Annotated in this window: 19 protein-coding genes; 12 read left to right on the plus strand and 7 right to left on the minus strand. The window is 64.3% G+C overall.

Features of this window, described 5'->3' with window-relative positions; translation table 11 throughout:
- Nucleotides 1–100 precede the first annotated feature (100 nt).
- The 6 genes from ABD884_RS02555 (at nt 101) to ABD884_RS02580 (ending at nt 8,078) form a co-directional block, all read left to right on the plus strand.
- A complete protein-coding gene (locus tag ABD884_RS02555; RefSeq protein WP_345035555.1) occupies nt 101–1,609 on the plus strand; it encodes an SDR family oxidoreductase in 1,509 nt (502 codons plus the stop codon).
- Between the two features lie 255 nt (nt 1,610–1,864).
- Nucleotides 1,865–3,088 (plus strand): MinD/ParA family ATP-binding protein, encoded by a 1,224-nt coding sequence (locus ABD884_RS02560; RefSeq protein WP_345035563.1) that lies wholly within the window; start codon nt 1,865–1,867, stop codon nt 3,086–3,088.
- Nucleotides 3,089–3,384: 296 nt separating this feature from the next.
- Nucleotides 3,385–4,236: a glycoside hydrolase family 25 domain-containing protein gene (locus ABD884_RS02565; protein ID WP_345035567.1), complete on the plus strand. Its 852-nt coding sequence runs from the start codon at nt 3,385–3,387 to the stop codon at nt 4,234–4,236.
- A 105-nt stretch (nt 4,237–4,341) separates the two neighbouring features.
- On the plus strand, nt 4,342–5,349 hold the full coding sequence (locus tag ABD884_RS02570; protein ID WP_345035570.1) for a hypothetical protein: 1,008 nt from the start codon (nt 4,342–4,344) through the stop codon (nt 5,347–5,349).
- A gap of 106 nt (nt 5,350–5,455) precedes the next feature.
- Entirely contained in the window at nt 5,456–6,676 is a 1,221-nt protein-coding gene (locus ABD884_RS02575) for an MFS transporter (protein ID WP_345035574.1), read from the plus strand.
- A 130-nt stretch (nt 6,677–6,806) separates the two neighbouring features.
- Complete coding sequence (locus ABD884_RS02580; RefSeq protein ID WP_345035577.1) at nt 6,807–8,078, plus strand: acyltransferase family protein; 1,272 nt, start codon at nt 6,807–6,809, stop codon at nt 8,076–8,078.
- A gap of 177 nt (nt 8,079–8,255) precedes the next feature.
- Here ABD884_RS02580 and ABD884_RS02585 read toward each other — a convergent pair whose 3' ends face one another.
- The 3 genes from ABD884_RS02585 to ABD884_RS02595 all read right to left on the minus strand — a co-directional run bounded on the left by ABD884_RS02585 (nt 8,256) and on the right by ABD884_RS02595 (nt 12,394).
- On the minus strand, nt 8,256–9,095 hold the full coding sequence (locus ABD884_RS02585) for a phosphatase PAP2 family protein (RefSeq protein WP_345054450.1): 840 nt from the start codon (nt 9,093–9,095) through the stop codon (nt 8,256–8,258).
- A gap of 104 nt (nt 9,096–9,199) precedes the next feature.
- Nucleotides 9,200–10,222: a glycosyltransferase gene (locus ABD884_RS02590; protein WP_345035581.1), complete on the minus strand. Its 1,023-nt coding sequence runs from the start codon at nt 10,220–10,222 to the stop codon at nt 9,200–9,202.
- Nucleotides 10,223–12,394 (minus strand): amylo-alpha-1,6-glucosidase, encoded by a 2,172-nt coding sequence (locus ABD884_RS02595; RefSeq protein ID WP_345035585.1) that lies wholly within the window; start codon nt 12,392–12,394, stop codon nt 10,223–10,225.
- 215 nt (nt 12,395–12,609) lie between these two features.
- Between ABD884_RS02595 and ABD884_RS02600 the strand changes: the two genes are divergently transcribed.
- From ABD884_RS02600 to ABD884_RS02615, 4 genes are all read left to right on the plus strand, one after another.
- Nucleotides 12,610–13,635 carry an o-succinylbenzoate synthase gene (locus ABD884_RS02600; RefSeq protein WP_345035588.1) on the plus strand — a complete coding sequence of 342 codons (1,026 nt, stop codon included), beginning with the start codon at nt 12,610–12,612 and terminating at the stop codon, nt 13,633–13,635.
- 71 nt (nt 13,636–13,706) lie between these two features.
- On the plus strand, nt 13,707–15,887 hold the full coding sequence (locus tag ABD884_RS02605) for a PhoX family protein (protein WP_345035592.1): 2,181 nt from the start codon (nt 13,707–13,709) through the stop codon (nt 15,885–15,887).
- 147 nt (nt 15,888–16,034) lie between these two features.
- Nucleotides 16,035–17,744 carry a 2-succinyl-5-enolpyruvyl-6-hydroxy-3-cyclohexene-1-carboxylic-acid synthase gene (gene menD / locus ABD884_RS02610; protein ID WP_345035602.1) on the plus strand — a complete coding sequence of 570 codons (1,710 nt, stop codon included), beginning with the start codon at nt 16,035–16,037 and terminating at the stop codon, nt 17,742–17,744.
- A 172-nt stretch (nt 17,745–17,916) separates the two neighbouring features.
- A complete protein-coding gene (locus ABD884_RS02615) occupies nt 17,917–18,918 on the plus strand; it encodes a type IV toxin-antitoxin system AbiEi family antitoxin domain-containing protein (protein WP_345035606.1) in 1,002 nt (333 codons plus the stop codon).
- Nucleotides 18,919–18,970: 52 nt separating this feature from the next.
- Here ABD884_RS02615 and ABD884_RS02620 read toward each other — a convergent pair whose 3' ends face one another.
- From ABD884_RS02620 to ABD884_RS02635, 4 genes are all read right to left on the minus strand, one after another.
- Nucleotides 18,971–19,747, minus strand: a complete 777-nt coding sequence (locus tag ABD884_RS02620) for an amino acid ABC transporter ATP-binding protein (RefSeq protein ID WP_345035613.1) — start codon at nt 19,745–19,747, stop codon at nt 18,971–18,973.
- Nucleotides 19,744–20,718 carry an amino acid ABC transporter permease gene (locus ABD884_RS02625; RefSeq protein ID WP_345035620.1) on the minus strand — a complete coding sequence of 325 codons (975 nt, stop codon included), beginning with the start codon at nt 20,716–20,718 and terminating at the stop codon, nt 19,744–19,746. Before ABD884_RS02625 ends, ABD884_RS02620 begins: the two co-directional genes overlap by 4 nt.
- A gap of 35 nt (nt 20,719–20,753) precedes the next feature.
- Nucleotides 20,754–21,707 (minus strand): ABC transporter substrate-binding protein, encoded by a 954-nt coding sequence (locus ABD884_RS02630; protein ID WP_345035625.1) that lies wholly within the window; start codon nt 21,705–21,707, stop codon nt 20,754–20,756.
- Between the two features lie 211 nt (nt 21,708–21,918).
- Nucleotides 21,919–23,289: an isochorismate synthase gene (locus ABD884_RS02635; RefSeq protein WP_345035629.1), complete on the minus strand. Its 1,371-nt coding sequence runs from the start codon at nt 23,287–23,289 to the stop codon at nt 21,919–21,921.
- 137 nt (nt 23,290–23,426) lie between these two features.
- Between ABD884_RS02635 and ABD884_RS02640 the strand changes: the two genes are divergently transcribed.
- Both ABD884_RS02640 and ABD884_RS02645 read left to right on the plus strand, forming a co-directional pair.
- A complete protein-coding gene (locus ABD884_RS02640; RefSeq protein WP_028265238.1) occupies nt 23,427–24,200 on the plus strand; it encodes a demethylmenaquinone methyltransferase in 774 nt (257 codons plus the stop codon).
- Between the two features lie 22 nt (nt 24,201–24,222).
- Nucleotides 24,223–25,581 carry a geranylgeranyl reductase family protein gene (locus ABD884_RS02645; RefSeq protein WP_345035635.1) on the plus strand — a complete coding sequence of 453 codons (1,359 nt, stop codon included), beginning with the start codon at nt 24,223–24,225 and terminating at the stop codon, nt 25,579–25,581.
- Nucleotides 25,582–25,588 lie beyond the last annotated feature (7 nt).

Genomic DNA, 25,588 nt, shown 5'->3' on the forward strand with positions numbered 1-25,588 from the left:
CTCTCTGGAGGCACGATAGCTGGCAAGGTTCCTGCCGGTGGGAATGCTGGCTACGCTGGCTCTGGGTGGTGCCGCCTTTGCACCCCCGGAAAGGTCCGCCATGAAGCCACTAGCAGTGGTACTGGGATCCACCGGGTATATCGGAGGACGGCTGGTGCCGCGCTTGCTCGAAGCCGGCTACGATGTCCGCGTCCTGGTACGCCACGCGAATAAACTCACCGACGTCCCCTGGGCATCGCGGGTGGAGGTGGTGACCGGCGATCTTGAAGACGCGGACTCCCTTCGCTCGGCCTTCGTCGGCGCAGACGTCATCTACTACCTGGTCCACTCCATGGGTCCTTCGGGCCAACGGCGATCCTTTGCCGAGACCGAAAGGCTTTGCGCCGGCAATGTTGGGCGTGCAGCAGCAGACGCCGGCGCGGGACGGATCATTTACTTGGGCGGGCTGCACCCCGAAGGGGCTCAACTCAGCAAGCACCTGCGCTCCCGCAAGGAAGTGGGCGATATTTTCCTCAACTTGGCGGTGCCCGCGGTGGTGCTTCAGGCCGGCGTCGTGATCGGCTCCGGCTCGGCCTCCTTCGAAATGATCCGGCAACTCACCGAAGTCCTGCCCATCATGGTGGCTCCGCGATGGGTGCGGAACAAGGTGCAACCCATAGCCATCCGCGACGTCCTCTACTACCTCGTGGCGGCTGCCGGCCTCCCGGCTTCGCTCAACCGCGCCTTCGACATCGGCGGGCCGGACGTCCTCCGTTACGACGAGATGATGAACGGCTACGCCGCGGAAGCAGGCCTGCGATACCGGCCGGTCATCGCCCTGCCCGTCCTGACTCCCTGGCTGGCGTCCCAATGGGTCAACCTCGTCACCCCCATACCACGGTCGCTGGCCGTGCCGCTCATCGGTTCCCTGCAGCAGAACTGCGTGGTGGGGGAGCCGGACATCCACCACTTTATCGACCCGCCCGAAGCCGGACTGCTTGGATATCGGCAATCGCTTCGCCTCGCGTTGGCTCGGGAGGGCGCCGGTGAAGTGGAAACAAGTTGGCAGAACTCCTCGGTTCGCGGTGCACCGAGTGACCCGCTCCCCAGCGACCCGCAGTGGGCCGGGCACCTGGTGTATCAGGACAACCAGGAGCAGTTGACAACCGCCACCCGGCAACAACTCTGGCAAGTGATTGAAGGGATCGGCGGAGACAACGGATGGTATTCGTTTCCCCTTGCCTGGTCCGTGCGTGGCTGGCTGGACAAGATCGCGGGAGGCGTGGGGCTCCGCCGCGGACGGCTCAATCCGACGCGGCTGAATACCGGAGACGCACTGGACTTCTGGCGTGTGGAGCAGATCGATCGGGGTTCCCTCCTGCGCCTCCGGGCCGAAATGAAAGTCCCCGGACGCGCATGGCTGGAAATGCGGGCCGACGAAGCCGAAGGTGGGGCTCTTTACCGACAGAGGGCGGTCTTCTTCCCCAAGGGTTTGGGCGGACGGCTGTACTGGCTGGCGGTCCTGCCCTTCCACGGCGTCATCTTCAAAGGGATGGCCAACCGCATTACTGCTGCGGCGGCGTCGATGGCAGAGGGGTCTGGAACGGAGCTGAGCCCGTCCGAAGAATAGCTCGAACCCAGCGCTGGATCCGTTGCTCGCACATTCCGCCGGATCATCTCCGAGGCGCTTGAGGAAGTCCTAGGTCTTTCGGAGCAGGCGGAGCGGGCGGAGCGGGCCAGTCTGGACGATCCAGCAGAATGTACCTTCGTCGGGGCAAACCGGCCCGGTGTGTCAGGTTTGTGAGGCTCTCCACCTAGAATTGCTGGTTGAAGCAAACCAAACGAGAGCCGCGGCGCGCAACGCTGCGAATCCTAGGGGAAGACCATGCCGGATTCTGTGGACAATGAAGCTAGCGCCGCCGCATCTGACGGAGGGCAGCCCGAACATCGCCGACGCCGCGATCGCCGCCGGGCAGAGGGCGACGACGCCTGGACAGGAACTATGCCGATTATTACGCCGAACGATTCCGACGCACCCGCAGCCACCCCAGCACCTCTCCAAAGCAGATCCTGGGCCGAGGCAGCAGCAGCGGCAGACGCGTCCCTCGAGGGGGAGGCATCGGCTGCTGTTCCCCCAACTGCGGCACGGGCCGGCCGCGCTGCCGCCGCCAACGCACCGGTTTCCGACTTCATCTCGTCCCCGGGTTCCTTCGTGAAAGAGCAGAAACCGCGTCCGGTCGGTGGCTTCCGCGGCATGCTCTACAAGCTGACCGGCGGCGCGTGGAACCTCGGACCAAGCGCCAAGCAACGCGAGGAGGACGAGCTGGCACGGCGGATTTCGCGGCAACTCCAAGGCAGCTACAACACGGCCGTCCTGAGTCTCAAGGGCGGCATCGGCAAGACCTCCACCACGGTGGGCGTGGGCCTCACCCTTGCCGAGTTCCGGGGCGACCCGCCCTGCGCCATCGACGCCAACCCCGATTCCGGAGACCTCGTGGAGCGTGCTTTGGGCGAGGGCATCTACCAGAAGGCCACTCCGCGCACCATCACGGACCTGCTCAAGAACGTTGACAACGTCGATTCGCTCACGGCACTTGCCCGGTACATGCACCACGCCGGCAGGCTGCACCTGATCGCCGGCGAGCAGGACCCCGAAGTCTCGGATTCACTGACGGCCGAAGAATACCTGCGGATCCGCCAGCTGATCTCGGGCTACTACTCGGTGGCACTGACCGACTGCGGCACCGGCGTCACACACAACGCGATGAGTGGCATCCTGCAATCGGCCGACAACCTGATTATCGCGGCCGGCTATGCCGTGAGTGGCGCCAAACGTGCCCGCAGCACCCTCCAGTGGCTTGCGAGCCACGGCTATGAGGAGCTTGCCCGCAACGCGATCGTGGTGATCACGGACAAGGACGAAGTTTCGTCGCGCGTGGACAAGGCTGCCATCGAAGAACATCTCTCCGGGATCTGCCGCCAGTTGATCGCCGTCCCACACGACAGGGGAGTGGCCGACGGCGACCTCGTCACCCTGGACGTCTTGCGTCCCGACACGCGGCGCGCCTACAAGGAGATCGCGGCTGCGATCGTGGACGGGTACGTGTAGCGGCGTCCTTTTCGTGGCCGCCCCCAACTAGCTCGCAGTTGTTGTCGTTATGAGGGCTCAAAACGACAACAACTGCGAGTTAGTTGGGTGGGTGGATACTCGACTAGTACGTAGATTGCAAATTGTCGGTTCCGCCCGGAGTTCCCTAGAGTTGCCCGTGGACGTCTTCTGTTTTGCGGGACGTCTTCGCCATGACCGGGAACTGGGCCCGGGCATGGTGCATAAGTCGTCACTCATTTTTATGACATTCTGTTGCGCCCGTTTCTGAACTCGTGGCCGGCACCCAGGAGACTCATTTGATCCCGAAAAACCTTGCCTTCGTGCTCGCCGCACTACTCCTCTTCGGACTGCCCAGCGCCTCTGCCGGCGCCAAGACGGGCCCCGGCGCCAAGGCGGCCCCGTCCACCGACACAGCGCCCGACGCCGCCCCGGAACCGCTCGCGAACGCCGCGCCTGCCGCTGAGGTGACCCCGCCGGCGACGCCCGCCCCGGTATCCGCGCCCGCCGTCGTCGTGCCCCGAGCCGCCGTCGTACCGCAAGCTATTCAGGGCGGATCCGTGAAGGTGCTCGACACCACCGCGGCCATCACCGACCCCAACTGGTTCCGGCAGGCCTACGCTGAAGGCTTCCGGCTCTACGTCATGCACGCGACAGCCTGGGGCACGTGCACTCCGTGGCAGCAGACGCAGGCCCAGTTGAAGATGGCGCTCGACGCCGGACTCAAGATCGCGGTCTACACGCGTGACGCTTCGTGCTGGGAGGGCGGCATCAAAGCCGCAGGCCCGTACGTATCCCAGCTGCAGTTCTTCGCCCTGGATGTCGAGCCCGGCGGATCCGTCGTAACGCGGGCCATGGTGGACGGCGTGCGAAGCCTGGGCGTACGGCCAGTGATCTACAGCGGCAGTGGAATGTGGCCAGGATTGATGAACAACAGCAGCGCGTTCTCGGACGTGCCCTTGTGGGACACCGACACGAGCAACCTCGACTACACCACATGGACGGCGAATTACCTGGCGCCGACCCCCGCGCAGTATGGCGGTTGGAACACGGCCGGCACCATGCGCGTGGGGATCCAGCAGAAGTTCGAACACACCCTGAATGGCATCAACGTGGACCTGAACTCGTTCAACGCCAGCTTCCTCAAGTAGGCGCTGCGCTGAATTCCTGACGCAGAGGGAATTCCGGGGTCGCAGGGAGAACACTGGGTCGGCGAGTACAGGACGCGTCGGGATTATTTCCCTGGAGTTGTCCACATGGAGGAATTCGGTGCTGTCGTGGGCCGCAACCCACGTGGCAGGTTCTTAGGCATGACCCACTTGCCCCGCCTGATCCTCAGCAGAGATCACCTTTTTCACGGAACGACTCTCAAGGAACTCGCTCGGAGTGCCAAAACGGGCGCCCTGCACCGCGTGCGCCAAGGGGTGTACGTTGACGGCGCTGCATGGGCCGCAATGAAACCGTGGGAACAATACCGTGTCCGGGTCAGCGCTGCGGCCGAAACCTCTAGCGCGCGGACCATTTTCGCCAGACACTCGGCGGCGTCTGTATGGGGGATCCCCACCATCGGAGTGCGTCATCCGGTGCAGGCCCTGACTCTCCAGAACGACGGCGGCCGCTCTCGGGCCGGGATATCCCGGCACTATGCGGACCCCGTTAGCCTCAAGGTGTATCGCTGTGAGGGACTGCTCGTGACTGACAGGGTGCGCACCGTGCTGGACCTGGCCGCTTTCACCCCGTTCATTGAATCCATCGTTCCCCTGGATCACGTGCTCAAAGCCGACCGGAAACGGCGATTTCCCGCCATCACGAAAGAGACGCTTCTGGCAGGAGCGGATGGAATCTACACGGCGGCGGCTATCCGGAGAATCCAAGCGGCGGTCGATTTCGCAGATCCCCTGTCCGGATCTGCGGGGGAATCCTACAGCCGGGCTTTGATGCATGTCGCAGGATTCGAAGCCCCGGTTCTTCAATGTGAATTTCGCGACGAAGCAGGGCGCGTGGGCTATTCGGACTTCTATTGGAAGGGGGCGCGGGTGGCGGGGGAGTTCGACGGCATCGATAAGTACCTGAAGCCGGAGTTCCTCAAGGGACGGACTGCCGCTCAAGCCGTCATCGATGAGAAGCTGCGTGAGGACCGAATCCGTGCCACCGGGTCCGGCGTCGTCCGTTGGGTATGGGCAGAACTCATGGCTCCCGGCGTATTCGAACGGAAGCTGGCAGCGGCAGGTGTGCCCCGGCGTCGTCCGCGCGGAGCCCTATGACGCGCAAAGTATCCCGCGCGGCGCTGGATGCCTCGCGCAGCCGGAAGTCAGGGTGCGGTAGGTATTTGGCGCGTCGCAAAGAATGGGGCGTCCTAGGATGAAGGGGATGACAACAACCCGCACCGACCAGCCGTTCAGCCTCCGCAGCATTGCCTTACCCGCGTTCGGGCCCGCCTTGCTGTTCTGTATCGGCGAGGGCGCGGTGCTTCCCGTGGCGGCCTTGTCCGCCCGCGACCTCGGCGCTTCGGTCGCCGTTTCCGCGCTGGTGGTCACTTTGATCGGGCTGGGATCCTGGTTTTTCAACTTGCCCGCTTCGCTCATCACCATCAAGTTCGGCGAACGGTGGGCCATCGTGGCCGCAGGCGCCGCCGGAGCCCTGGCCTTGCTGGCAGCCGGATTCGCGCCGCTCCTTGCCCACAACGGCATCTGGCTGCTCGCCGCGGCGATGACAATGGTCGGGATGTCCACGAGTGTCTTCAACCTGGCCCGGCAGAAGTACCTCACGGAAGCGGTCCCGGTCATCTACCGTGCGCGCGCCTTGTCCACGCTGGGCGGCGTCACCCGGATCGGCGTGTTCATCGGACCGTTCGTCGGCGCGGGAGTGATGCAGTTTGCGGGCATCAGCGGCGCGTACTGGGTTGGCGTAGTGGGCATGGCGGCTGCCGCGGTGTTGTCCCTCACCATTCCGGATCTTGTGTTACCGGACGACGTCGACGGCGGACGGAAGGGTCCCGAGCCCACCCTCCGCGGGGTGGCGGTTTCGCACGGGGGCGTCTTCCTGACCATCGGGACCGGGATTCTGCTGCTCAGTGCCATCCGGGCCTCCCGCCAAGTGGTGATCCCTTTGTGGGCCGACCACCTGGGTCTGGACGCAACCCACGCCTCGCTCATCTACGGTTTGTCCGGAGCGATCGACATGCTGGTCTTCTATCCGGCCGGCAAGCTCATGGACCGCAAGGGGCGCATGTGGGTCGCCGTGCCGTCCACCCTCATCATGGGTATCGCGTTGTTCCTCATACCCATGTCGGCCGAGTTCGTGGGGCTGCTCCTGGCCTCGTTGTTGATCGGTTTCGGCAACGGCATCAGCTCGGGACTCATCATGACGCTCGGCGCCGACTTCTCGCCGGACAAGGGTCGTGGGCAATTCCTTGGCTTGTGGCGCTTCATCTCCGACGCCGGTGCCACCGGTGGGCCTGTGCTGCTATCGGCCCTCACCGCTGCAGTATCCCTCGCCGCAGGTGTCTGGGCCACAGGCGTCCTAGGCGTGGCTGCGGCGGCGGTGTTCGCCGTCGTACTCCCCAAGCTCAAGCACCGCCGGAACTACTAGGCGACGCCGGCTTAGGCCCAACTGACTGGCAGTAGGTGTCGTTTTGAGCGCTGAAAACGACGTTAACTGCGAGCTAGTTGGGTGTGCAGCTCCCAGACTCCAGTCAGGCGGCTCGAGTATGGTGGATTGGATGTTCTCAGTGATCTCGCCTCCGTATCGTGCCCCCAGCGGGAATCCGACCCCTGGGAAAGCGGGTCCGGCCGGTGCCGGACCCGGTGGTGCCCGAGCGGAAAGTCGCCTGCCGAACAGCGATACGCCAGAATCACATCCGTCCCGGCCCGATCTCGCGACGCTGACTTCGCTGCGTTTCGTTGCTGCGCTGTGGGTGGTGTTCTTCCATCTGCAGGCCATGCAGCAGACCTTCCTCGCTCCTGTCTTTGAGCTGTTCCGTCCGGTCATTGCCAACGGCGACCTTGGCGTGGACGTGTTCTTCGTGCTCAGCGGCTTCATCATCACCTACACCTACCTTGACCGGCTGGGCCCACGGTTCCGATGGCGTGCGGCCGGGGACTTTGTCTGGGCCCGGTTCGCCCGGATGTGGCCCGCCTTCGCATTGGTGGTGGGCGTGCTGGGACTCTGGTTTGTGTACGGGACCGAACAGGAATCGGTGTTGAAATGGTCCCTGCAGACCCAGGCTCCGGACCTGTCCCCGTGGGGGCTGGCCAAACAATTGCTGATGGCCCATCTCTGGTTCCAGCCTGAGACCGATGGCGCCAGCTGGTTCGGTCCGGGGTGGACGGTCAGCGCCGAATGGCTGGCCTACCTGGCGTTCCCGCTGCTCGCGCTGCTCCTGTTCCGGCTGCGTCGGCTGCACCCTCTTGCTGCCTTGGCCGCGTCTGTCCTGGTCCTGCTTCCGACGGCCGCCTGGGGTCCGGGCCTGCCCTTCGCTACCAACGATCACCAGCCGTATGAGTGGCTCCTGCGAATCGCTTGCTGCTTCACGGCCGGAGCCTTCGCTTCCATCGCCGTACGGAACGCGGAACGCATGAAGTTCAACCCTGCCTTGGCGGGACCCGGCGCGGCGCTGACCGGAGCCGCCGTCGTCGGCTTCCTCGCCACCGTCGGAAAGCCCGGCCCGGGACGGCTGGCGGTGTTCGCCTTCCCGTTGTTGATCGCCCTCCTCAGCGTGACCCGCGGCTGGCTCCGCTCCGCGCTGTCCGCGCGCTGGCTACAGTATGGCGGGCACAGCTCCTACAGCCTTTACTTGGTCCACATGTTCTTTATCTACCTGTTCTACTGGCTGAACAGGGATTGGGCGCACGGTGCCGGACAGCTGGCGACAAACCTGCTTGCCGCGGGGTGCCTCGCCGGCATTGCCTTGGCTACCCATTTCTTGTTCCGGTACGTCGAGGAACCGGCCCGTCATCGGCTGCGTGCATTGGTTCCTCGCACGGCTGCTTAGGCTCCTCCCTGGAATGAATACTCGACGCCGGGGTGCCGCTTCGCCGTCGGGTTTCTGTGGGACACCCACGTTCGCCCTCGACACGCAAACGGGCCGAAGACACCCGGATATGCGTGGCGCCAGCCCGGATGCGCAGCGCCAGCCCGGATGCGCAGGGGACAGGCTCGCCCGTGGTGACTACCGCCGTCGGGCGCTCAAGCTGAAAAGCCAGGTCGCGGCGACCGTTGCCAGGTACCCGGTGATGACAATCAGGGAAACCCCGGCCCAGAAGTAGTTGGTGGTGCTGCTTTCCTGGCCGTAGCCCGGGGCGATCTTGATCAACGAATACACCGCAACCGCCGCAGCGGCGACGCCCGCCAAGGCCGACAACAATAGCCACAAGCGGGACGACGCCCAATGCTCACCGTGACCATCCGAGACGTTCCAGCGGTTTCCGGTGCGCAGCACCAACCATCCAGCCGGAAGCATGACCGCTCCCACCACGAGGAACGCGGCGACCACGTCGGCGGGCCGATGCCACTGGTTGATCAGCGTGGAAACCCCGGCCGCCACCGCGAAAGTGCCACCGAGGAACCCGGCCAGAGGCCGCCAGCGCGGCGACACCACCAGGAACACCGCGGCCGCCGCAGAGGCCGCCAGCGTGGTGTGTCCGGACGGAAGCGAGTTCAGTTCAATGGTCTGGACGCCGCGGAACGGCCTGTCCGGGAACCAGTCCTTGAGGAGCTGCGTGGCCAGGTTTGCCGCGAGACAAGCAGTCAGCGCAATGCCGGCAGCCTTCCAGCGCCGGCGCATTATCGTCACGAACAAAACCACGACGGCGGCGATCGCCATCGAGATGACCGGCAGCCAATCGAGGAAATCGGTGGTGGCCCGTTCAGCCGGGCCATTGAGGGTCGCGGCTTCCACCAAGGCGGACTCGTCGATGTACTGGCCGGTCGTGGTGCGCACGAAAAAGTAGAAGGTGGCAATGAATGCTGCCACGCAGGCCAAGGTCGCCAGCGTAAAAGGCAGGCCCATTCCGGCGCCCGCGCAGCGCTTGCTTGCGGTTCCGCGTGTGGCCGCCAGTCGGCCTGTCTTAGGAAAACTCATTGCCTTCAGGGTGCCATATCTGGCTGGGAGGATCACTTCGGCTCGGCAACCAGCTCCTCGTAAAGGGCCAAGTGTTCGGCAACCATCCTCTCGGCACTGAAGTAGTCTTCCGCAGCGTGGCGGCAATCGCTGCGGTCCAGTGTGGCTGCGGCAATGAGAGCCTCAGCCAGTTCAGAGGGACTGGAGCCGAGATAACCGGTGAGGCCCACGGAAACGATCTCGGGGGCAGATCCGCGGAAAGTTGCCACCACAGGCGTGCCCGTGGCGAGGGCCTCGATCATGGCCATCCCGAAAGGTTCATCCCACTGAATCGGATTCAGCAGTGCCACCGACCCACCCAGGAGGACGAACTTGTCCGCCGCGTTCAGCTCCCCGAGGTATTCGACGTCGGGCCCCAGCAACGGTGCGATGACGGCGGCGTAGTACTCATGCTCCTCGGCACTGTACATCTTGGCAGCAATCCTGAGCGGTATGTGGGCCAGACGGGCGGTTTCAATTGCTTCCGGCAGGCCTTTTCCGGGATGCATCCGGCCAAGGAAGCTGGCGTAACCGCCGTCGCCGGCGCCGAGCGGGACGGATTCCGTGTCGATCCCGTGGTGGATGACCTTCCGTACCTTAATCCCGGGAGCCGAGTCTGCTTGATGCTGCGAGATGGCGATGATTGCGGTGTCGGTTGCCATCGCCTGGTAAATGTCATGGTTCTCGGCTGAAAAAGGCAGATGCGCCGTCGCGACAAGGGGGATTCCTTGCGGACGGTGCCGGTACAACGGCCCTGCCAACGTGTTGTCGTGAATGAGATCGACGTCGTCCATGGCCGCGAAGGCGTACACGCTGTGACGGAGTTCGTCCGTGCCGTTTCCTATCCTCGAGCCATCAGCAAGCGGTGGACCGGGGACTTTGGCCACCGGACATGTGCTGCCGGACGCCGCAGCCAGAAGCACCTCATGGCCGGCTGCAGCCAAGCCGCGCGCCAGGATATCGATGATGGACTCCGTGCCCCCGTATGCCGGCGGCGGTACCGGGATCCACGGCGGGGCCACTAGGCCGATGCGCACCTACTGCCCCCGTCTCGGCGATGCGCCGGCACGGTAGACATCCAAGAGATCGGACAACGGTTTGCGGGCCTCACGGTGCAGCGCAATATTCTCGGGAAGCTCCGTGACCCGTGTTTCTCCATTGACCACCTCCACGGAGATCCGGGAGCCGGCGAGCGGGATGTTCCGCATCTTGATGTCGCCGAAGCCGTCCGGCAGTACGGGCGCCAGCCAAAGACCTCCATGGGTGAGGCACGGATCGAAGCGAAGCAGTACACGGAGTAAATGAACAGGCGTGGCCGCGGCCCACGCCTGCGGTGAACACGACGAGGGATACGGAACAGGCATCCCATAGCTTTTCCTGTCCAGACCGCAGAACAATTCCGGCAGCCGCCCGCCGAATGCCTCGGCGGCATCCAACAGCCCCGTGACGATGCGCTGGGATTCCTCAACGAATCCGTATCGCATCAATCCGCCGGCAATGAGTGCATTGTCGTGCGGCCATACCGAGCCGTTGTGGTAGCTCGCCGGGTTGTAGGCCGCCATATCCGACGCCAATGTCCGAACGCCCCAGCCGGTGAACATGGTGTCCGACATCAGCCGCTCCGCGACCAGCGAAGCCTTGTCGTCGTCGACGATTCCGCTCCACAGGCAATGCCCCATATTGGACGCGCACGCATCTACCGGCCGCTTGTCGCGATCGAGGGCGATGGCGAAATAGCCGCGTTCAGGGAGCCAGAACTGCTCGTTGAATTTTCGCTTGAGCTCGGCCGCCCGGGCACCCCAGACCGCAGCCAGCTTCGTATCGCCGTCTTGTTCGGCTATGAGGGCCCTGCTGAGATAGGCCGTGTAGACATAGCCCTGGACTTCGCACAACGCAATCGGCGGCTCTGCCAAAGTCCCATCGGCGAAGTTGATGCCGTCCGCGGAATCTTTCCAGCCTTGGTTGAACAATCCCTGGTCCGTGGCTCGGGAATACTCCACGAAGCCGTCGCCGTCGGCGTCTCCATAGTCGCGGATCCAGTCCAAGGCGCGGTTCACGGCCGGCAGGAGGGATTGCGTGACTTCCGAACGGAATCCCCAACGGGTCAGCTCCCCGGCGAGGGTCACGAACAACGGCGTCGCGTCCACTGAACCGTAGTAAGCGCTCCCGCCCCCAAGGGCCAGGCCCGTACTGGCGCCGAGACGGACCTCGTGCAGGATCCGCCCTGGTTCCTCTTCGCTCAGCGGGTTGACGGCCCTGCCCTGGTGGTCGGCGAGGGTCTGCAAGGTCCCCAGGGCCAGCGAGGGGTCCAAGGGAAGGGTCATGAAGGAGGTCAGGAGAGAGTCCCGGCCGAAAAGGGCCATGAACCACGGCGATCCTGCCGCCACCACCGTCCGTCCCGGATGGTCCGGGTCGAAGATCCTGAGGGAGCCGAGGTCTGCCCTGCTCCGGGCCAACGCTTCGTCGAAGGCGTGGTTGGCTACTTCGGTTTGAGGAACCTTTCCGTGCCACTCCTGCAATCTTTCCTCGGGCACGTCGTAGGGACGCTGGCTGCCCCACATCTGGGCATCGGCGTCCGGTCCGACCCCGTCGATGCTTGGAGTGGCGGTCACGCTCGTGGACCAATGGCCTTGGGGTCCGATGGTGATGTCATAGCTGAGGACGTCACGGTCAACCACTGCATTCGGGGCGTCAATGGTGACCAGGACGTGATGGCCTTGGCGCTCGGCCTCAAGCACCAACGTGCCATCGCTGCCCCGCACCAAATGGATGGTTCTGTGATGTGCCCGCCCTTCCTTGACCTCGAAGATATCGGCAAAGTCTGCATTGACCGTGAGCGAGACCGTGCAGTGACTGGTCTGGGTGGAAAAGTTCCTGACGGTGATGTCTTCGCGCACACCGCCGAACAGGCTCCGCCGGCGTTCAATCAGCAGATGGCTGTCTGCCAGCCCGTCAGTGCGTGCCGCGCGGCCCACGAAATCGGCACGGTAGGGCTCCGGGACCGGGGAGCCAAGAGCTTCGATGGGGTGGCCGTTGACCGCGAGCACCCAATTCGAAACGAACCGCGTGTCCCGGAAGAACATCCCATGCGGGCGCAGTTGGTCCATATCGCCGTTGGCCGCCGAGACGCAGAACGATGTCCCTGCCAGTAATGTCACGGCGCCGGCGCCGGCCGATCCTGCAAGGTTCTCGGCATTCCAACCTGTCATTAATGGTCTCCAGGGGCGGGGGAAGGGGGGTAGCTTGCTTCAGCGTATTCTCCGCGTCTTCGGAAGTGAACCCTCCTGCAGGTATGTGGGCGTTTCTCCCGACCCTCCTTCAGGTATGTGGGCGTTCTTCCCGACCCTCCTGCAGATATGTGGGGCGGCGAGCGATATCTGATAGAACGTTCTGAACGCCGAGCAGCCAACGCTAAAGTGAAATCATGCTCAACGAGTCCGCCCGCTCCCCACGGAACCCCAGCCTCGACGAGCTCCTGGACACCGCCAAGGTGGTCAGCTTGCCGATGCGGGTCAAGTTCCGGGGCATCACCGAGCGCGAGACCCTCCTCTTCTGCGGTCCGGCCGGGTGGGGCGAGTTCTGCCCCTTCCCCGAGTACGGCGATACCGAAGCCTCCCGCTGGCTCGCTGCCGCCGTCGAGGCCGCATGGCACGGCTTTCCCCCAAAGCTGAGGGACACCATTCCCGTCAACGCAACCGTCCCCGCCGTGCCTGCCGACCGGGTGCCCGAGGTCCTGGAACGCTTCGGCCGCGTGGACGCCGTCAAGGTCAAGGTTGCCGAGCGCGGGCAGCAACTCGCCGACGACGTCGCACGCGTCACCGCGGTCCGGGACGCCCTGCCGGACGCCGCGATCCGCGTGGACGCGAACGGCGGCTGGGACGTGCCGCAGGCGGTCGAGGCACTTGGGCGGCTGTCCGCCGTCGGGCTCGAATACGCCGAACAGCCCGTGGCGCAGATCGACGGACTCGCCGAAGTCCGCCGGCGGCTCGCGCAGCAGGGCACGGCCGTGCTCATCGCCGCCGACGAATCCGTGCGCAAGGAAGACGATCCCCTCAAGGTGGCCCGCGCCGGCGCGGCTGACCTGATCGTGGTCAAGGTGGCGCCGCTCGGGGGAGTGCGGCGCGCGCTGGACATCGTCGCGCAAGCCGGACTTCCCGCCGTCGTGAGTTCGGCGCTGGACACCTCCGTGGGGATCCGCGCGGGGCTGGCGCTCGCCGCCGCGCTGCCGGAACTGCCGTACGCGTGCGGGCTGGGGACCGTGCGGCTGTTCGGCTCGGACATCACCCGGGATCCGTTGGTGCCCGACGACGGCGCCATCCGCGTCCGCGAAGCCGTCGCCGACGAGGGGCTGCTGGAGCGGTATGCGGCTCCCGCTGAACGTCGGGATTGGTGGCTGGACCGGCTCCGCCGCGTGTATTCCCTCCTCGATAGCGAGTTCATCGAAAATTAATCAGAGTGCCCTCTCGGATTCTGTTGGCCCTGCAAGGGTGGGTGAATCACTCAATCCCCGGAGGTAGTCCCATGTTTGAATCAACCCGGCCTGAATCAACCCGGCCTGAATCACCCCGCAAGTTCGGCTTGCTTCCCATGCTCGGCCACACGAAGGGCAAACGCAGCCCCGTGACATGTGCGTTGAAGTGCGACAACGCCTGTTCGGGCGATGTTTGCAACACCAGCTCCAATGCCTATTTCCGTGACATCGCATCCGCGGCCGTGTCCCGCCGCTCCGCACTCGGCTTTGGCGCCGTCGGTGTACTCGCCGTCGCCTTCGGCGGAGGCTTGCTCGGATACAAGCCAGGCAGCATTCCCGAGGGCGGCGCTGGTCTTTCCCCCGCGGCCCAAACCGGTTTCGACAAGGCCAAGCTCAAGTTCACGCCGATCAAGCCCGTGGGCTACACCGTTGACGCGTTTACCGTTCCGGAGGGCTTCGACTGGCGGCCGATCATTCGCTGGGGCGATCCGCTCTTCGCCGACTCGCCTGCCTTCGAGCTGCATGGCCAGACGGCGGCAGCGCAGGCCCGGCAGTTCGGATACAACAACGACTACACGGACATCCTGCCGATCCCCGATTCCAAGGACCGCCGTGCCGTGCTGTTTACCAACCACGAGTACACCAACGAGAACATCATGTTCCCGGAGTCCTTGCCGGCTTCCGAGGCGCGGGGCATCGCTCGTGCCGCACATGGCCTCACGGTTGTGGAACTCGAGCGCCAGAACAAGAACAAGCCGTGGAACTATGTCAAGGGTGCGCCGCTCAACCGTCGGTTCCTGACCGACACCAGCTATGAGCTCACCGGCCCCGCCGCGGGCACGGATCTGGTCAAGACCATCGACGACCCCTCCGGCCGGAAGATCAAGGGCACCCTGGGCAACTGCTCCGGCGGCACCACGCCGTGGGGCACCATCCTCTCGGGCGAGGAAAACTTCAACGGCTACTTCGTCGCTCCCGGCACATCGGCGGCGGACAAGCGCTACGGCCTGACGAGCAAGCCCACGGGCCGTGAGTGGGAGCTCGACGAGCCGCGCTTCAACACCAACAACGCGGGCTACGCCAACGAGGCCAACCGCTTTGGCTGGATTGTGGAAGTCGATCCGTTCGATCCTTCGTCCACGCCCAGGAAGCACTCCGCCATGGGCCGCTTCAAGCATGAAGGCGCCAACGTGATTGTCGCGAAGTCCGGCCGCGTGGTGGCCTACATGGGCGACGACGAGCGTTTCGACTACCTCTACAAGTTCGTTTCCAAGGGCAAATACATGGCCGGCGACTCGGCCGCGGCCCGGCGGAACAACATGAACCTCCTCTCCGAGGGCGACCTCTACGTTGCCAAATTCACGGGAGACTCTCCCGCAGCCGAAATCGACGGCAGCGGGAAGCTCCCGTCCGACGGCGCATTCGACGGTTCCGGCGAATGGCTTCCGCTGGTGGTCAACGGCACCTCCGCTGTACCGGACATGTCCGTTCCTGAGGTCCTGATCTACACCCGCCTCGCAGCGGACAAAGTTGGCCCCACCAAGATGGACCGGTGCGAAGACGTCGAGCCGAATCTGGCGACCGGCAAGGTGTACGTGGTGTGCACCAACAACTCGGACCGCGGCAAGCCGGGCAAGGAAGGCGCCACAGAGGTCAACCCGCGCACACGGAACCGCGACGGCCACATCGTCGAGATCACCGAAACCGGTGACCAGACGTCCACGCGCTTCAACTGGACGCTCCTGATGGTTTGCGGGGATCCCGCCAAAAACTCCTCCACGTACTTCTCCGGCTTCCCGGCCGACAAGGTTTCGCCGATCTCCTGCCCGGACAACGTGGCCTTCGATACGGCAGGCAACATGTGGATCGCAACGGACGGCGCGCCGTCGTCCATCGCTTACGCGGACGGCCTGTTCAAGGTCACCCTCGATGGCAGCGAACGCGGCAAAGTGGAGCAGTTCCTTGCCGTCCCGCGCGACGCCGAGACGTGCGGACCGATTGTGCACGACGACGAGCGGACCGTCTTCGTCGCTGTGCAGCACCCGGGCGAGGAAGGTTCCTTCGACGCGCCGCACTCGTACTTCCCGGATTATATAGGCGCCGGCGCCGCCCCGGCCGCCGGCCAGGTCCGCGCGCCGCGGCCGGCTGTGGTCCAGGTGTTCCGCAAGGACGCGCCCGACCCTTCCGGTCCCGTCCCGACCCTTGCCGTCCCGATATTTCCTCACCTTTAGGCGCTTTTCGGGAAACGCTCGCTCACCATTAAGCCCTTTTCGGGAAACGCTCGCTCACCATTTTTTCATAGGTGAGCGAGCGTTTTGGTTTTGGGGGCGATAGGTGAGCGAGCGTCGGGGGGAGGCGGCCGCTAATAGACTGGTGCGGTGACTTCGCAAGGCTCCCTGAGCTCCCTCGCCGCTGCCCGGATCGCCGTCAAGGCATTGCTCGACGGCGGTGTGCGGCACGTGGTGGTCTCTCCCGGTTCGCGCTCGGCACCGATGGCGTACGCGTTGGCGGAGGCAGAAGCCGCCGGTAACGTCCGACTCCTGGTGCGGATCGATGAACGCTCTGCCGGGTTCACGGCCCTTGGCCTTGCCCTGTCCACCGGCGCCCCGGCCGCCGTCCTCACCACCTCTGGCACCGCCGTCGGGAATCTCTTGCCGGCTGTCATGGAAGCCAACCACGCGGCCGTCCCCCTCCTGGTCCTCTCGGCTGACCGCCCGGCCGAACTTCACGGCACGGGTGCCAACCAGACCACCATCCAGCTGGACCTTTTCGGCGAGCACGTTCGCTTCGCCGTCGACATCGCTGCTGGCAGCAATCCGAAACGGGCCGTCGAGACTGCCATCTATGCAGCCACCGGCGCTCTTGAGGACACCCCTCCCGGTCCCGTGCAGCTGAACCTTGCTTTCCGCGAGCCGTTGGTTCCCGAACCGGGCGAAAGCCTGCCCGTCACGCAGGGCCGTGGCGTTTTCCACTACGATTCCGGTCCGCAGCCACTGAGCATGTCCCCCGCTCCGGCCGAACTGGCTGAACGGCGGACGGTTGTTTTGGCAGGGCACGACGCCGGTCCGGTCGCCGAGGCGTTCGCTCGCGCCCATGGACTTCCTTTGCTGGCCGAGCCCTCCTCCAACGCGCGTTTCGGGCCGAACGCCGTCGGGCCGTACAGTCTCATGCTGGAGAACTTCGGGCCCGGTTCCGTGCTGCCGATCGAGCGGGTGGTGGTCTTCGGACGGCCGACCCTGTCCCGTCCCGTCGCCGCTTTGCTCGCCCGGGAAGACCTTCCCGCGGCCATGTACGAGCCCGTGCCGGTGGCCTGGTACGAACACGGCCGGCGTCGCGAGGAGCGCTTTGATTCACTGACCGAGTTGGCCGGATTCGCGGGTCGCGGCTCAGCTGAATGGCTCGACGCCTGGCTGCTGTCCGGGGCCGCGGCCCAACACGCTCTCGACGGCGTCCTCGAGGCGGAACAGGCAGCCAACGGTCCCGCGGTGGGAGCCACAGTTTGGAAACACGCCCGCGGGCAGTTGGTGTTGGGCTCATCCAACGGCATCCGCGACGTCGACCTTGCAGGGCAGCCGGGTCCCGAGCCCCTCGCCACGGTGTTCGCGAACCGCGGCCTCGCCGGGATCGACGGGACCACCTCCACGGCAACGGGAATAGCCCTCGGGGCTGCTCGCGAGACCACCCTCTTGCTGGGTGACGTCACCTTCCTGCACGACGCGGGCGGCCTCCTCCTCGGGGACGGTGAGCCCGGTCCTGACCTGCGCATCGTGGTCCTCAACGACTCCGGCGGCGGGATCTTCGGACTCCTCGAACACGGAAAGGTGGAGGACGACGGCGGCTACGGCACCGCCGTCGAGCGCCTCTTCGGCACCCCGCACAGCGTGGACATTTCCGCGCTGGCCGCGGCGTACGGAGTCGGGCACACTTCAGTGCGTACGACGGCGGAGCTCGCCACCGCGCTTTCCGCGCCGCTGAAGGGGCGCAGCATTGTGGAGGTGCGCACGGACCGCTCCGGTTTGCGTCCGTTGCACGCGCGTATTAAGGCTTCCGTAGGCGCGGCGGTGTCCCAGGTGCTGCTCGGAGCGTAGGCGCCGGCGACACTCAAACGGATTGGCGACACCCATGCCGATCAGCGATACCCGGATACAAGTGTCGCCCGTCTGTGCCTGTGTCGTGGGTCGATATGAGCGTCGTCAGCAGTTGTCCACATACGGCAGAAAGTGCCTCGTCTGGCCCGAGGTGGGCTGCGATCGTGGATGAATGAACCCACTTCCGCGGCTGATTTTGGCGAAGGACCTGTCCAGGATCGGTCTGACTACCCGAGCATTGTCCGCGCAGGCCCGTTCAGGGAAGCTTGTCCGCATCCGGCATGGTGTGTACGTCGAGGCAGCTCGCTGGAATGACCTAAAGCCTTGGGAACAGTACAGGCTTAGAGTCGAGGCCGCGGCAGAAACGTTCACTTCGCCCATCGCGTTTTCGCATCATTCAGCGGCGACAATTGGCGGGATACCGGTCATCCTTCGGAAACAGCCAGTCCACGCACTCACCGCATTTTCGGCCGGCGGTCGGTCGCGCGCAGGAGTCCGTCGGCACTACGTACCTGAACAAGCCCACAACAGTGAACAGTTGGAGGGTTTTCTCATCACGGGCAGGGTCCGCACCGTCCTCGATATCGCGGCAACGGTCCCCTTTTCGGAAGCTGTGGTGCCCATCGACCATGTGTTGAAGCCGGACGTAGTGCGGGGTGTGCCGGCGGTCTCGAAGGGGGAACTGTTGGCTGGCATCGACGGGACGTATTCACAGGCGGCGGCTCGGCGAATCAGGGCGGTAGTCGATTTCGCCGATCCGCTGTCCAGCTCGCCGGGGGAATCCTACAGCCGCGGGCTGATCCACGTTGCCGGCTTTGCCCCACCGGTGCTGCAATACAGGGTTAGGAACGGTGGTGTCACCATCGCCACCACGGATTTCTACTGGGAGGAGACCAGAGTTGTCGGCGAATTCGATGGCCGGGAGAAATACCTCAAACCGGAGTATCTGCGTGGCCGGACGCCGTCGGATGTGGTGTATGAGGAGAAAGTTCGCGAGGATCGGATCCGGGCCACGGGCAGAAATGTGGCTCGGTGGGTCTGGAATGAACTCAACAGTCCAGGCCGGCTGGAACGAATACTGCTCGACGCAGGGGTACCGCTCCGCCGTCGGTCCTCTGCAGGACACCCAAATGTGTCCGTGACAAGCAAACGGGCCGATGACACTCGGATGTGAGTGTCATCGGCCCGTCTGCGCAGCGATTGTCCGTTCACGCGTCGATAGGGGGTTAGAGTACGCGGCTGAGGAATTCTTTGGTGCGTGCGTGTTGGGGGTTTGTGATGATTTCGCGGGGGTCGCCGGTTTCCACGACGATGCCTCCGTCCATGAAGGTCAGGGTGTCGCCGACTTCGCGGGCGAAGCCGATTTCGTGGGTGACCACGATCATGGTCATGCCGGATTTGGCGAGGTCTTTCATGACGTTGAGTACGTCGCCGACGAGTTCGGGGTCCAGGGCTGAGGTGGGTTCGTCGAAGAGCATGAGTTCGGGTTCCATGGCCAGGGCGCGGGCGATCGCGACGCGTTGTTGTTGGCCGCCGGAGAGTTGTCCGGGGTAGTGGTTGGCGCGGTCTGCCAGGCCTACCCGGTCCAGGAGTTCGAGGGCGTCTTTCTTGGCGGCACCCTTGGCTTTGCCCTTGACTTGTATTGGTGCTTCCATGACGTTGTAGAGGGCGGTTTTGTGGGGGAATAGGTTGAAGCGTTGGAAGACCATGCCGATTTCCCGGCGTTGGGCGGAGATTTCCTTGGTTTTCAGGTCGTGGAGGCGGCCGTTGACTTCGCGGTAGCCGATGAGTTGCTCGCCGACGGAGATGCGTCCTGCGCTGATGGTTTCCAGGAGGTTCACGCAGCGGAGCATGGTGGATTTGCCTGATCCCGAGGGGCCGATGACAACGGAGACTTCGCCTTGGTTGACGGTCAGGTCGATGCCGCGGAGGACGTGGTGGGGGCCGAAGTATTTGTGGAGGCCTTCGATGCGTACCAGTGGTTTCTGGGTGGTGCTCGTCATTTTGTCTCGTCCTCGGGGAAGTCCATCCGCAAGGACGGTTCTGCTTCGGCGCTGGGTGCCACTGCCGCGGCGGCCTTCGCGGCTGCGGGGTTGATGAGGGCCGGGGCGAGGTTGGTGTCCACGCCCTTGCCGTAGTAGGCCTCGATGTAGTGTTGGCCGACCATCAGCAGGCTGGTGATGACCAGGTACCAGATGGCTGCCACGATCAGCAGCGGCACCGGGAGATAGATCCGGTTGGCCAGGGCGTTGGTGGCGAAGGTCAGGTCCAGGGTGAAGGGGACGGCCAGGACCAGGGAGGTGGTTTTGAGCATGCCGATGGTTTCGTTGCCGGTGGGCGGGACGATGATGCGCATTGCCTGGGGCAGGATGATCCGCCACATGATTTTGCCTTTGCCCATGCCCAGGGCTTCGGCTGCTTCGGTTTGTCCCTTGTCCACGGATTTCAGGCCGGCCCGGAAGATTTCGGCGAGGTATGCGGATTCGTTGAGGCCAAGTCCCAGAATGGCCGCTACCAGTGCGGTGATGACGGTGCTGGTGTCCATGCTGAACAGCTCGGGGCCGAACGGGATTCCTGCGCTGATTTTGGGGTAGAGGACGGCGATCAGGCCCCAGAAGACCAGCTGTGTGTATACCGGGGTGCCGCGGAAGAACCAGACCCAGGCCCAGCTCGTGTAGCGCAGTACCGGGTTGTCGGATTGGCGCATGACGGCCAGGAGGATGGCCAGGACGATCGCCAGGACCATCGAGGCTACCGTGAGAAGCAGGGTCCAGCCGACGCCCTGGACGACTTTCACGTCCAGGATGTAGGTCCCCACCACGTCCCAACGGAAGTTGTGGTTGGTGATCACGCTTTGCACCATCAGCACGAGGATGCCAACGATGATGACCGCGCTGATCCACCGGCCGGGATGCCTGACCGGCACCGCATCATTCAATACCGGTGCTACGCGGCCTTGCTGATGATGATCCATCTGTGCACCTGATTTATTGTCGGTGTCCGGAATACTCAAGATTTAACCGCCGGGTTGACTTCGGATGTGGTGATCGCGCCTTCGGCGTTGCCCCAACCGCTGAGGATCTTCTTGTAGGAGCCGTCGGACATCAGCTTAGTGAGGGTCTTCTGGATGAGATCGGCGAGGGCAGTGTCCGACTTCGCGACGGCGATGCCCTGGGGAGCGGCGTCGTAAACGTCACCGAGCCTCTCGAGCTGGCCGTTGGTCTGGGTCAGGGCGTATCCGATGATAGGGGAGTCCGCTGCCATCGCATCGATACTGCCGTTGACCAGACGCGTGGTGACGTCGGTCTGGTTCTTCAACGTGACAATGTTGATGGCCGGCTTGCCGTCGGCTGCACACTTCTTGTTGCGGCCGGAGAGGTCCGGATCTTCCTGGACGGTTCCGGTCTGCACGCCGATCGACTTGCCACAGATGTCATCCAGCGAGAACTTCTTCGGGTTGCCCTTCTGGACGGCCCAAGCGGTGCCGGCGTTGAAGTAGCTGACCATGTTGACAGCGCCGAGTCGCTCCGGGTTGATGGTGAAGGAGGAAATGCCGAGATCGTACTTGGGGCCGAGGGCAGGGAGGATGCCCGTGAATTCGGCGGTCTGCACCTGGACCTTCAGGCCGAGGGTGGCGCCGATCGCTTTGGCGATGTCGACGTCGTAACCCACAGGGGTCTGGCCGTCGGTTCCGAGGAACTCCGCGGGCGCGTAGCTCGTGTCCGAGCCGACTGTCAGAGTGCCCTTGGACTTGATGGCGGCGGGGACCAAAGCTGCCAGGGTGTCGTCCTTGGTGATGGTGGTGGGGTCGAAGCTCGCATTCGCGCTACCGGAAGGCGAAGCTGCACTCGACGGTCCTGCCTCCGAGGCGTTGGTGCAGGCGGTGAGGGCCAGCGCGCCGATTGCGATGATGGTTGCAGCTTTGAGCGTCGAACTGACAGGAAGCGAGCGGGATTTCTGCATTTTCTTACCTTTTGTTGCAGTGGATGCGAAACTAATCGGTTCATAGTGTATCGCCGAAGATGAGATGTGCGTCACAGAAAACTAAGTTTTACTATTGGATAACCTAGCAAGTAAAAAATCAAGACCCCCGCTCTTGCTGTTGTCTGGCCCCCCAGACAGTCGGGAGCCAAGCTGCAGAGGCGGAGGTGAGGATTGGAACTTCAGACGCGGGCTAGCGGTTGATGCCGAGCGACTCAAGCATCGGCCGGAATTTGGCCCAGGTCTCTGCCAGCTCGGCCTCGGGAACGGAACCCTCAACGATCCCGCAGCCCGCATAGAGGCGCACGGTGGTTGGGCTCTCGATGATCGCGCCGCGCAGGGCGATGCCCCACTCACCGTTGCCCGCGGCGTCGAGCCATCCGACCGGCCCCGCGTACGGTCCGCGGTCCATGTGCTCAAGCTCCCGGATCAGCTCCCCGGCCACCAAAGTAGGCGTCCCACACACGGCGGCCGTGGGGTGGAGGGCGTTGATCAGGGCCAGACACGTAGGGACATGTCCCTCAATATCGGCGAGCTCGGCCTTCACGTCCGAGGCTAGGTGCCACACATTGGGCAGTTCCAGGATGAACGGCTCGCTGTGGGCGTTCATGGCTTCGGAAAAGGGCGCCAGCTGCGTAGTCAACGATTGAATGGCAATCTCGTGCTCATGCCGTTGTTTCTCCGAGCCGGCCAGCACGCGTTCAGCGTATTCCATCGGGGAACCGGCCATTCCCTCCGCGTCGCGCCGATCCAACGTTCCGGCCAGGACCCGCGCCTGCGCCGTCCGGCCCTCCACCTGGATGAGCATTTCCGGCGTCGCGCCCACCAAGCCGTCGACGCCGTATGTCCAGCATTCGCGGTATCGGCTGGCCAGCTGGCGGAGCACTTGGGAGGCGTTGACGCCGTCGGGCAACGTTGCCACGACATCCCGCGCCAAGACCAGCTTCTCCAGCTTTCCCGTCCGGATTTCCGCGACGCCGTCGGCGACGGCCTGCTTCCAGTCAGTCTCGCTCAGGGAACCGCTCTCGAGCGTGACCTTCCCATCACCCAACTGACTCGCAGTTGTTGTCGTTATGAGCCCGCTAAACGACAACAACTGCGAGTCAGTTGGGTGCGCGACGTCGGAGCCTCCTGCCGGGCTCAGCCACCCCGCCAGCGCGGCGAGGGCGCCCGCCTCGGTGAGTTCGACGTCGTCGAGCGTCAACTGGGTAAGCCATGACTGCCCATCCCGGATCCCGACCACAATTTCCGGAAGGATCAGGCGCGATTCAAAAGCCGACGTCTTGGAGAAGGCAAAGGAGCCGAAGGCCACGGGGCCGGTGCCGGGGAGCTCGAGGGGATCTGTGATGTCGGCTTCAATGACGAGATGGCGCCACCAGATGTCGGCTTCAAGGAAGCGATCAGGACCGGAAGCCGTGAAGCGCGCAAGTTCGCCAAAGCCCACCAGTCCGTTCTCGCGGCGGGACCAGCACAGGACGTCGTCCCGGACCAGAAACGACGGCAGCCCCCCGGAGGATGAATCAACATCGAGGGGGACTGTCAAGGTGCGGAGCGTACTCGTCATGATGGAACAACATTACTCCCGCGGGCCACACGAACCGCGTCGGCCAGAACGGAAACCCGGCTCAGCCGCGGGCGGAACCGTGCGCCAGGAATGGAGCGCCCGAAGTTCTTCCCAAATTTGTCTGAGACAATTGCAGGGTGAACCGAGCATCCTTGGAAAAGCGTCCGGACGAAGTTGCGACGATGTTTGATGATGTCGCCCCCAAATACGACGTCGTCAACGATGTCCTGTCCATGGGGCAGACCAGGCGTTGGCGCCGAGTGGTCGTGGATGCGATGGATGTCCGGGTTGGCCAAAGGGTCCTGGACCTTGCCGCCGGTACCGGTACTTCCAGCGAACCCTACGCCGACGCCGGCGTAGACGTTGTGGCCTGCGATTTCTCCTTGGGGATGCTGAAGGTGGGCAAGCGCCGCCGGCCGGACATCAACTTCGTTGCCGGAGACGCCACCAAGCTCCCGTTCGCAGACAACTCCTTCGATGCGTGCACCATTTCCTTCGGCCTTCGCAACGTCAACGAACCACATAAGGCACTCGCCGAGATGCTCCGCGTCACCAAGCCCGGCGGACGCCTGGTCATCGCAGAGTTCTCGGCCCCCGTGGTGCCCCTCTGGCGGACCATGTACACCGAATACCTCATGCGCGCCCTGCCCGCCATCGCCACCAAGGTCTCCTCCAACCCGGACGCGTACGTGTATCTTGCCGAGTCCATTCGCGCTTGGCCAGACCAGGACCACTTGGCCGCGTGGCTGCAGGAAGCCGGCTGGACGAACGTGAACTATCGCAACCTGAGCGGTGGCATCGTGGCGGTACACCGGGCCCAAAAGCCTTCCGAACACCGCGAAAGCGTCCCCGTGGCCAAGCTGCGCCGCCAGATCAAGCCGCGCCGCCAAGCCGGCGAACAGTCCCGTTGACCGGCTTATTAACAAGGACACTGTGAACGTACTGATAGTCGGCGCAGGGCCAGCCGGGTCCACCGCCGCTTACTACCTTGCCCAGGCTGGAATTTCAGTGACGGTGCTGGAAAAGACCAGCTTCCCGCGCGAAAAGGTGTGTGGCGACGGGCTCACGCCCCGTGCGGTCCGCGAAATCCAAAAACTCGGACTCCCGCATGCCGAGAACGAAGGCTGGCGCCGCAACAAAGGACTCCGACTGATCGCCGGCGGCCGGACCATTGAGTTGCCCTGGCCCGAAGTCGCCGACTTTCCCACCTATGGACTCATCCGCACGCGCCTCGGGTTCGACGAGGAACTGGCCCGGCACGCCCAGGCGGCGGGCGCCGTCGTGCTCGAACGCCACAGCGTTACCGAAGCTCTGCGCGACGAATCCGGGCGCGTCATCGGCGCCCGGGCCGCGCTGCTCGACGAATCCGGGCGGAAGACGGGCGAAACGCGGGACTTTCACGCCGACGTCGTACTAGCCGCGGACGGTAACTCCACGCGCACTGCCGTTTCACTCGGCATGCACAAGCGCGATGACCGACCACTCGGCGTCGCAGTGCGCACCTACTTCACGTCTCCGCGCCACGAAGACGATTGGATGGAAGGCTGGCTCGAGCTTCCGGGCAAGTCCGGCAAGCCGCTGCCCGGCTACGGTTGGGTGTTCGGCGTCGGCGACGGCACGTCCAACGTTGGCCTCGGAATCCTGAACTCGTCCAAGGAATTCGGCAAGCTCGATTACAAGCAGGTTCTCCGCGAATGGACCGCCGGGATGCCGTCCGAATGGGGCTTCACCCCCGAAAACCAGGTGGGCGAGATCCGCGGCGCAGCCCTGCCCATGGGCTTCAACCGGACCCCGCACTACTCGCCCGGGCTCATGCTCCTGGGCGACGCCGGCGGAATGGTGTCCCCCTTCAACGGCGAAGGCATTTCCTACGCCATGGAGTCCGCCCGCTTTGCGGCCGAGTTCATCATCGACGCATCCTCGCGTTCGCGTTCAGCGGGATGGGGATCCGGCACGGAGACTTCCAGAGCCGCCGATGCGCACCTTTCGCGCTACGCGGACTACGTGCGGGACCAGTGGGGTTCACACTTCACCCTGGGCCGCGTCTTTGCTGCGCTCATCGGCAAGCCCGCCGTGATGAAACTCGCACTGCGGACGGGCATGCCCATCCCTGTGCTGATGCGCTTTGTGGTGAGAATGCTCGCCAACCTCACGGATTCGTCCGCCAAGGGTTTCGAGGACCGCGCAATCCGCGTCCTTGAGATGCTGGTCCCCGCCACGTCCAACACCATGTCCCACGCCGCTTCCACCCGCGGCGGCACCGAATCAACGCTTTCCACTGCGAAAAGTTAGGGTTAAC

The organism is Arthrobacter methylotrophus (assembly GCF_039539965.1).
GTDB lineage: Bacteria > Actinomycetota > Actinomycetes > Actinomycetales > Micrococcaceae > Arthrobacter > Arthrobacter methylotrophus.

What these genes read in the sequence shown, in the direction of transcription:
- ABD884_RS02575 (WP_345035574.1), top strand. Translation starts at nt 5,456, where the DNA reads ATGACAACAACCCGCACCGACCAGCCGTTCAGCCTCCGCAGCATTGCC.
- ABD884_RS02580 (WP_345035577.1), top strand. Translation starts at nt 6,807, where the DNA reads ATGTTCTCAGTGATCTCGCCTCCGTATCGTGCCCCCAGCGGGAATCCG.
- ABD884_RS02560 (WP_345035563.1), top strand. Translation starts at nt 1,865, where the DNA reads ATGCCGGATTCTGTGGACAATGAAGCTAGCGCCGCCGCATCTGACGGA.
- ABD884_RS02635 (WP_345035629.1), bottom strand. Translation starts at nt 23,289, where the DNA reads ATGACGAGTACGCTCCGCACCTTGACAGTCCCCCTCGATGTTGATTCA.
- ABD884_RS02570 (WP_345035570.1), top strand. Translation starts at nt 4,342, where the DNA reads ATGGAGGAATTCGGTGCTGTCGTGGGCCGCAACCCACGTGGCAGGTTC.
- ABD884_RS02625 (WP_345035620.1), bottom strand. Translation starts at nt 20,718, where the DNA reads ATGGATCATCATCAGCAAGGCCGCGTAGCACCGGTATTGAATGATGCG.
- ABD884_RS02595 (WP_345035585.1), bottom strand. Translation starts at nt 12,394, where the DNA reads ATGACAGGTTGGAATGCCGAGAACCTTGCAGGATCGGCCGGCGCCGGC.
- ABD884_RS02585 (WP_345054450.1), bottom strand. Translation starts at nt 9,095, where the DNA reads ATGGGCCTGCCTTTTACGCTGGCGACCTTGGCCTGCGTGGCAGCATTC.
- ABD884_RS02605 (WP_345035592.1), top strand. Translation starts at nt 13,707, where the DNA reads ATGTTTGAATCAACCCGGCCTGAATCAACCCGGCCTGAATCACCCCGC.
- ABD884_RS02600 (WP_345035588.1), top strand. Translation starts at nt 12,610, where the DNA reads ATGCTCAACGAGTCCGCCCGCTCCCCACGGAACCCCAGCCTCGACGAG.
- ABD884_RS02615 (WP_345035606.1), top strand. Translation starts at nt 17,917, where the DNA reads ATGAACCCACTTCCGCGGCTGATTTTGGCGAAGGACCTGTCCAGGATC.
- ABD884_RS02630 (WP_345035625.1), bottom strand. Translation starts at nt 21,707, where the DNA reads ATGCAGAAATCCCGCTCGCTTCCTGTCAGTTCGACGCTCAAAGCTGCA.
- ABD884_RS02620 (WP_345035613.1), bottom strand. Translation starts at nt 19,747, where the DNA reads ATGACGAGCACCACCCAGAAACCACTGGTACGCATCGAAGGCCTCCAC.
- ABD884_RS02555 (WP_345035555.1), top strand. Translation starts at nt 101, where the DNA reads ATGAAGCCACTAGCAGTGGTACTGGGATCCACCGGGTATATCGGAGGA.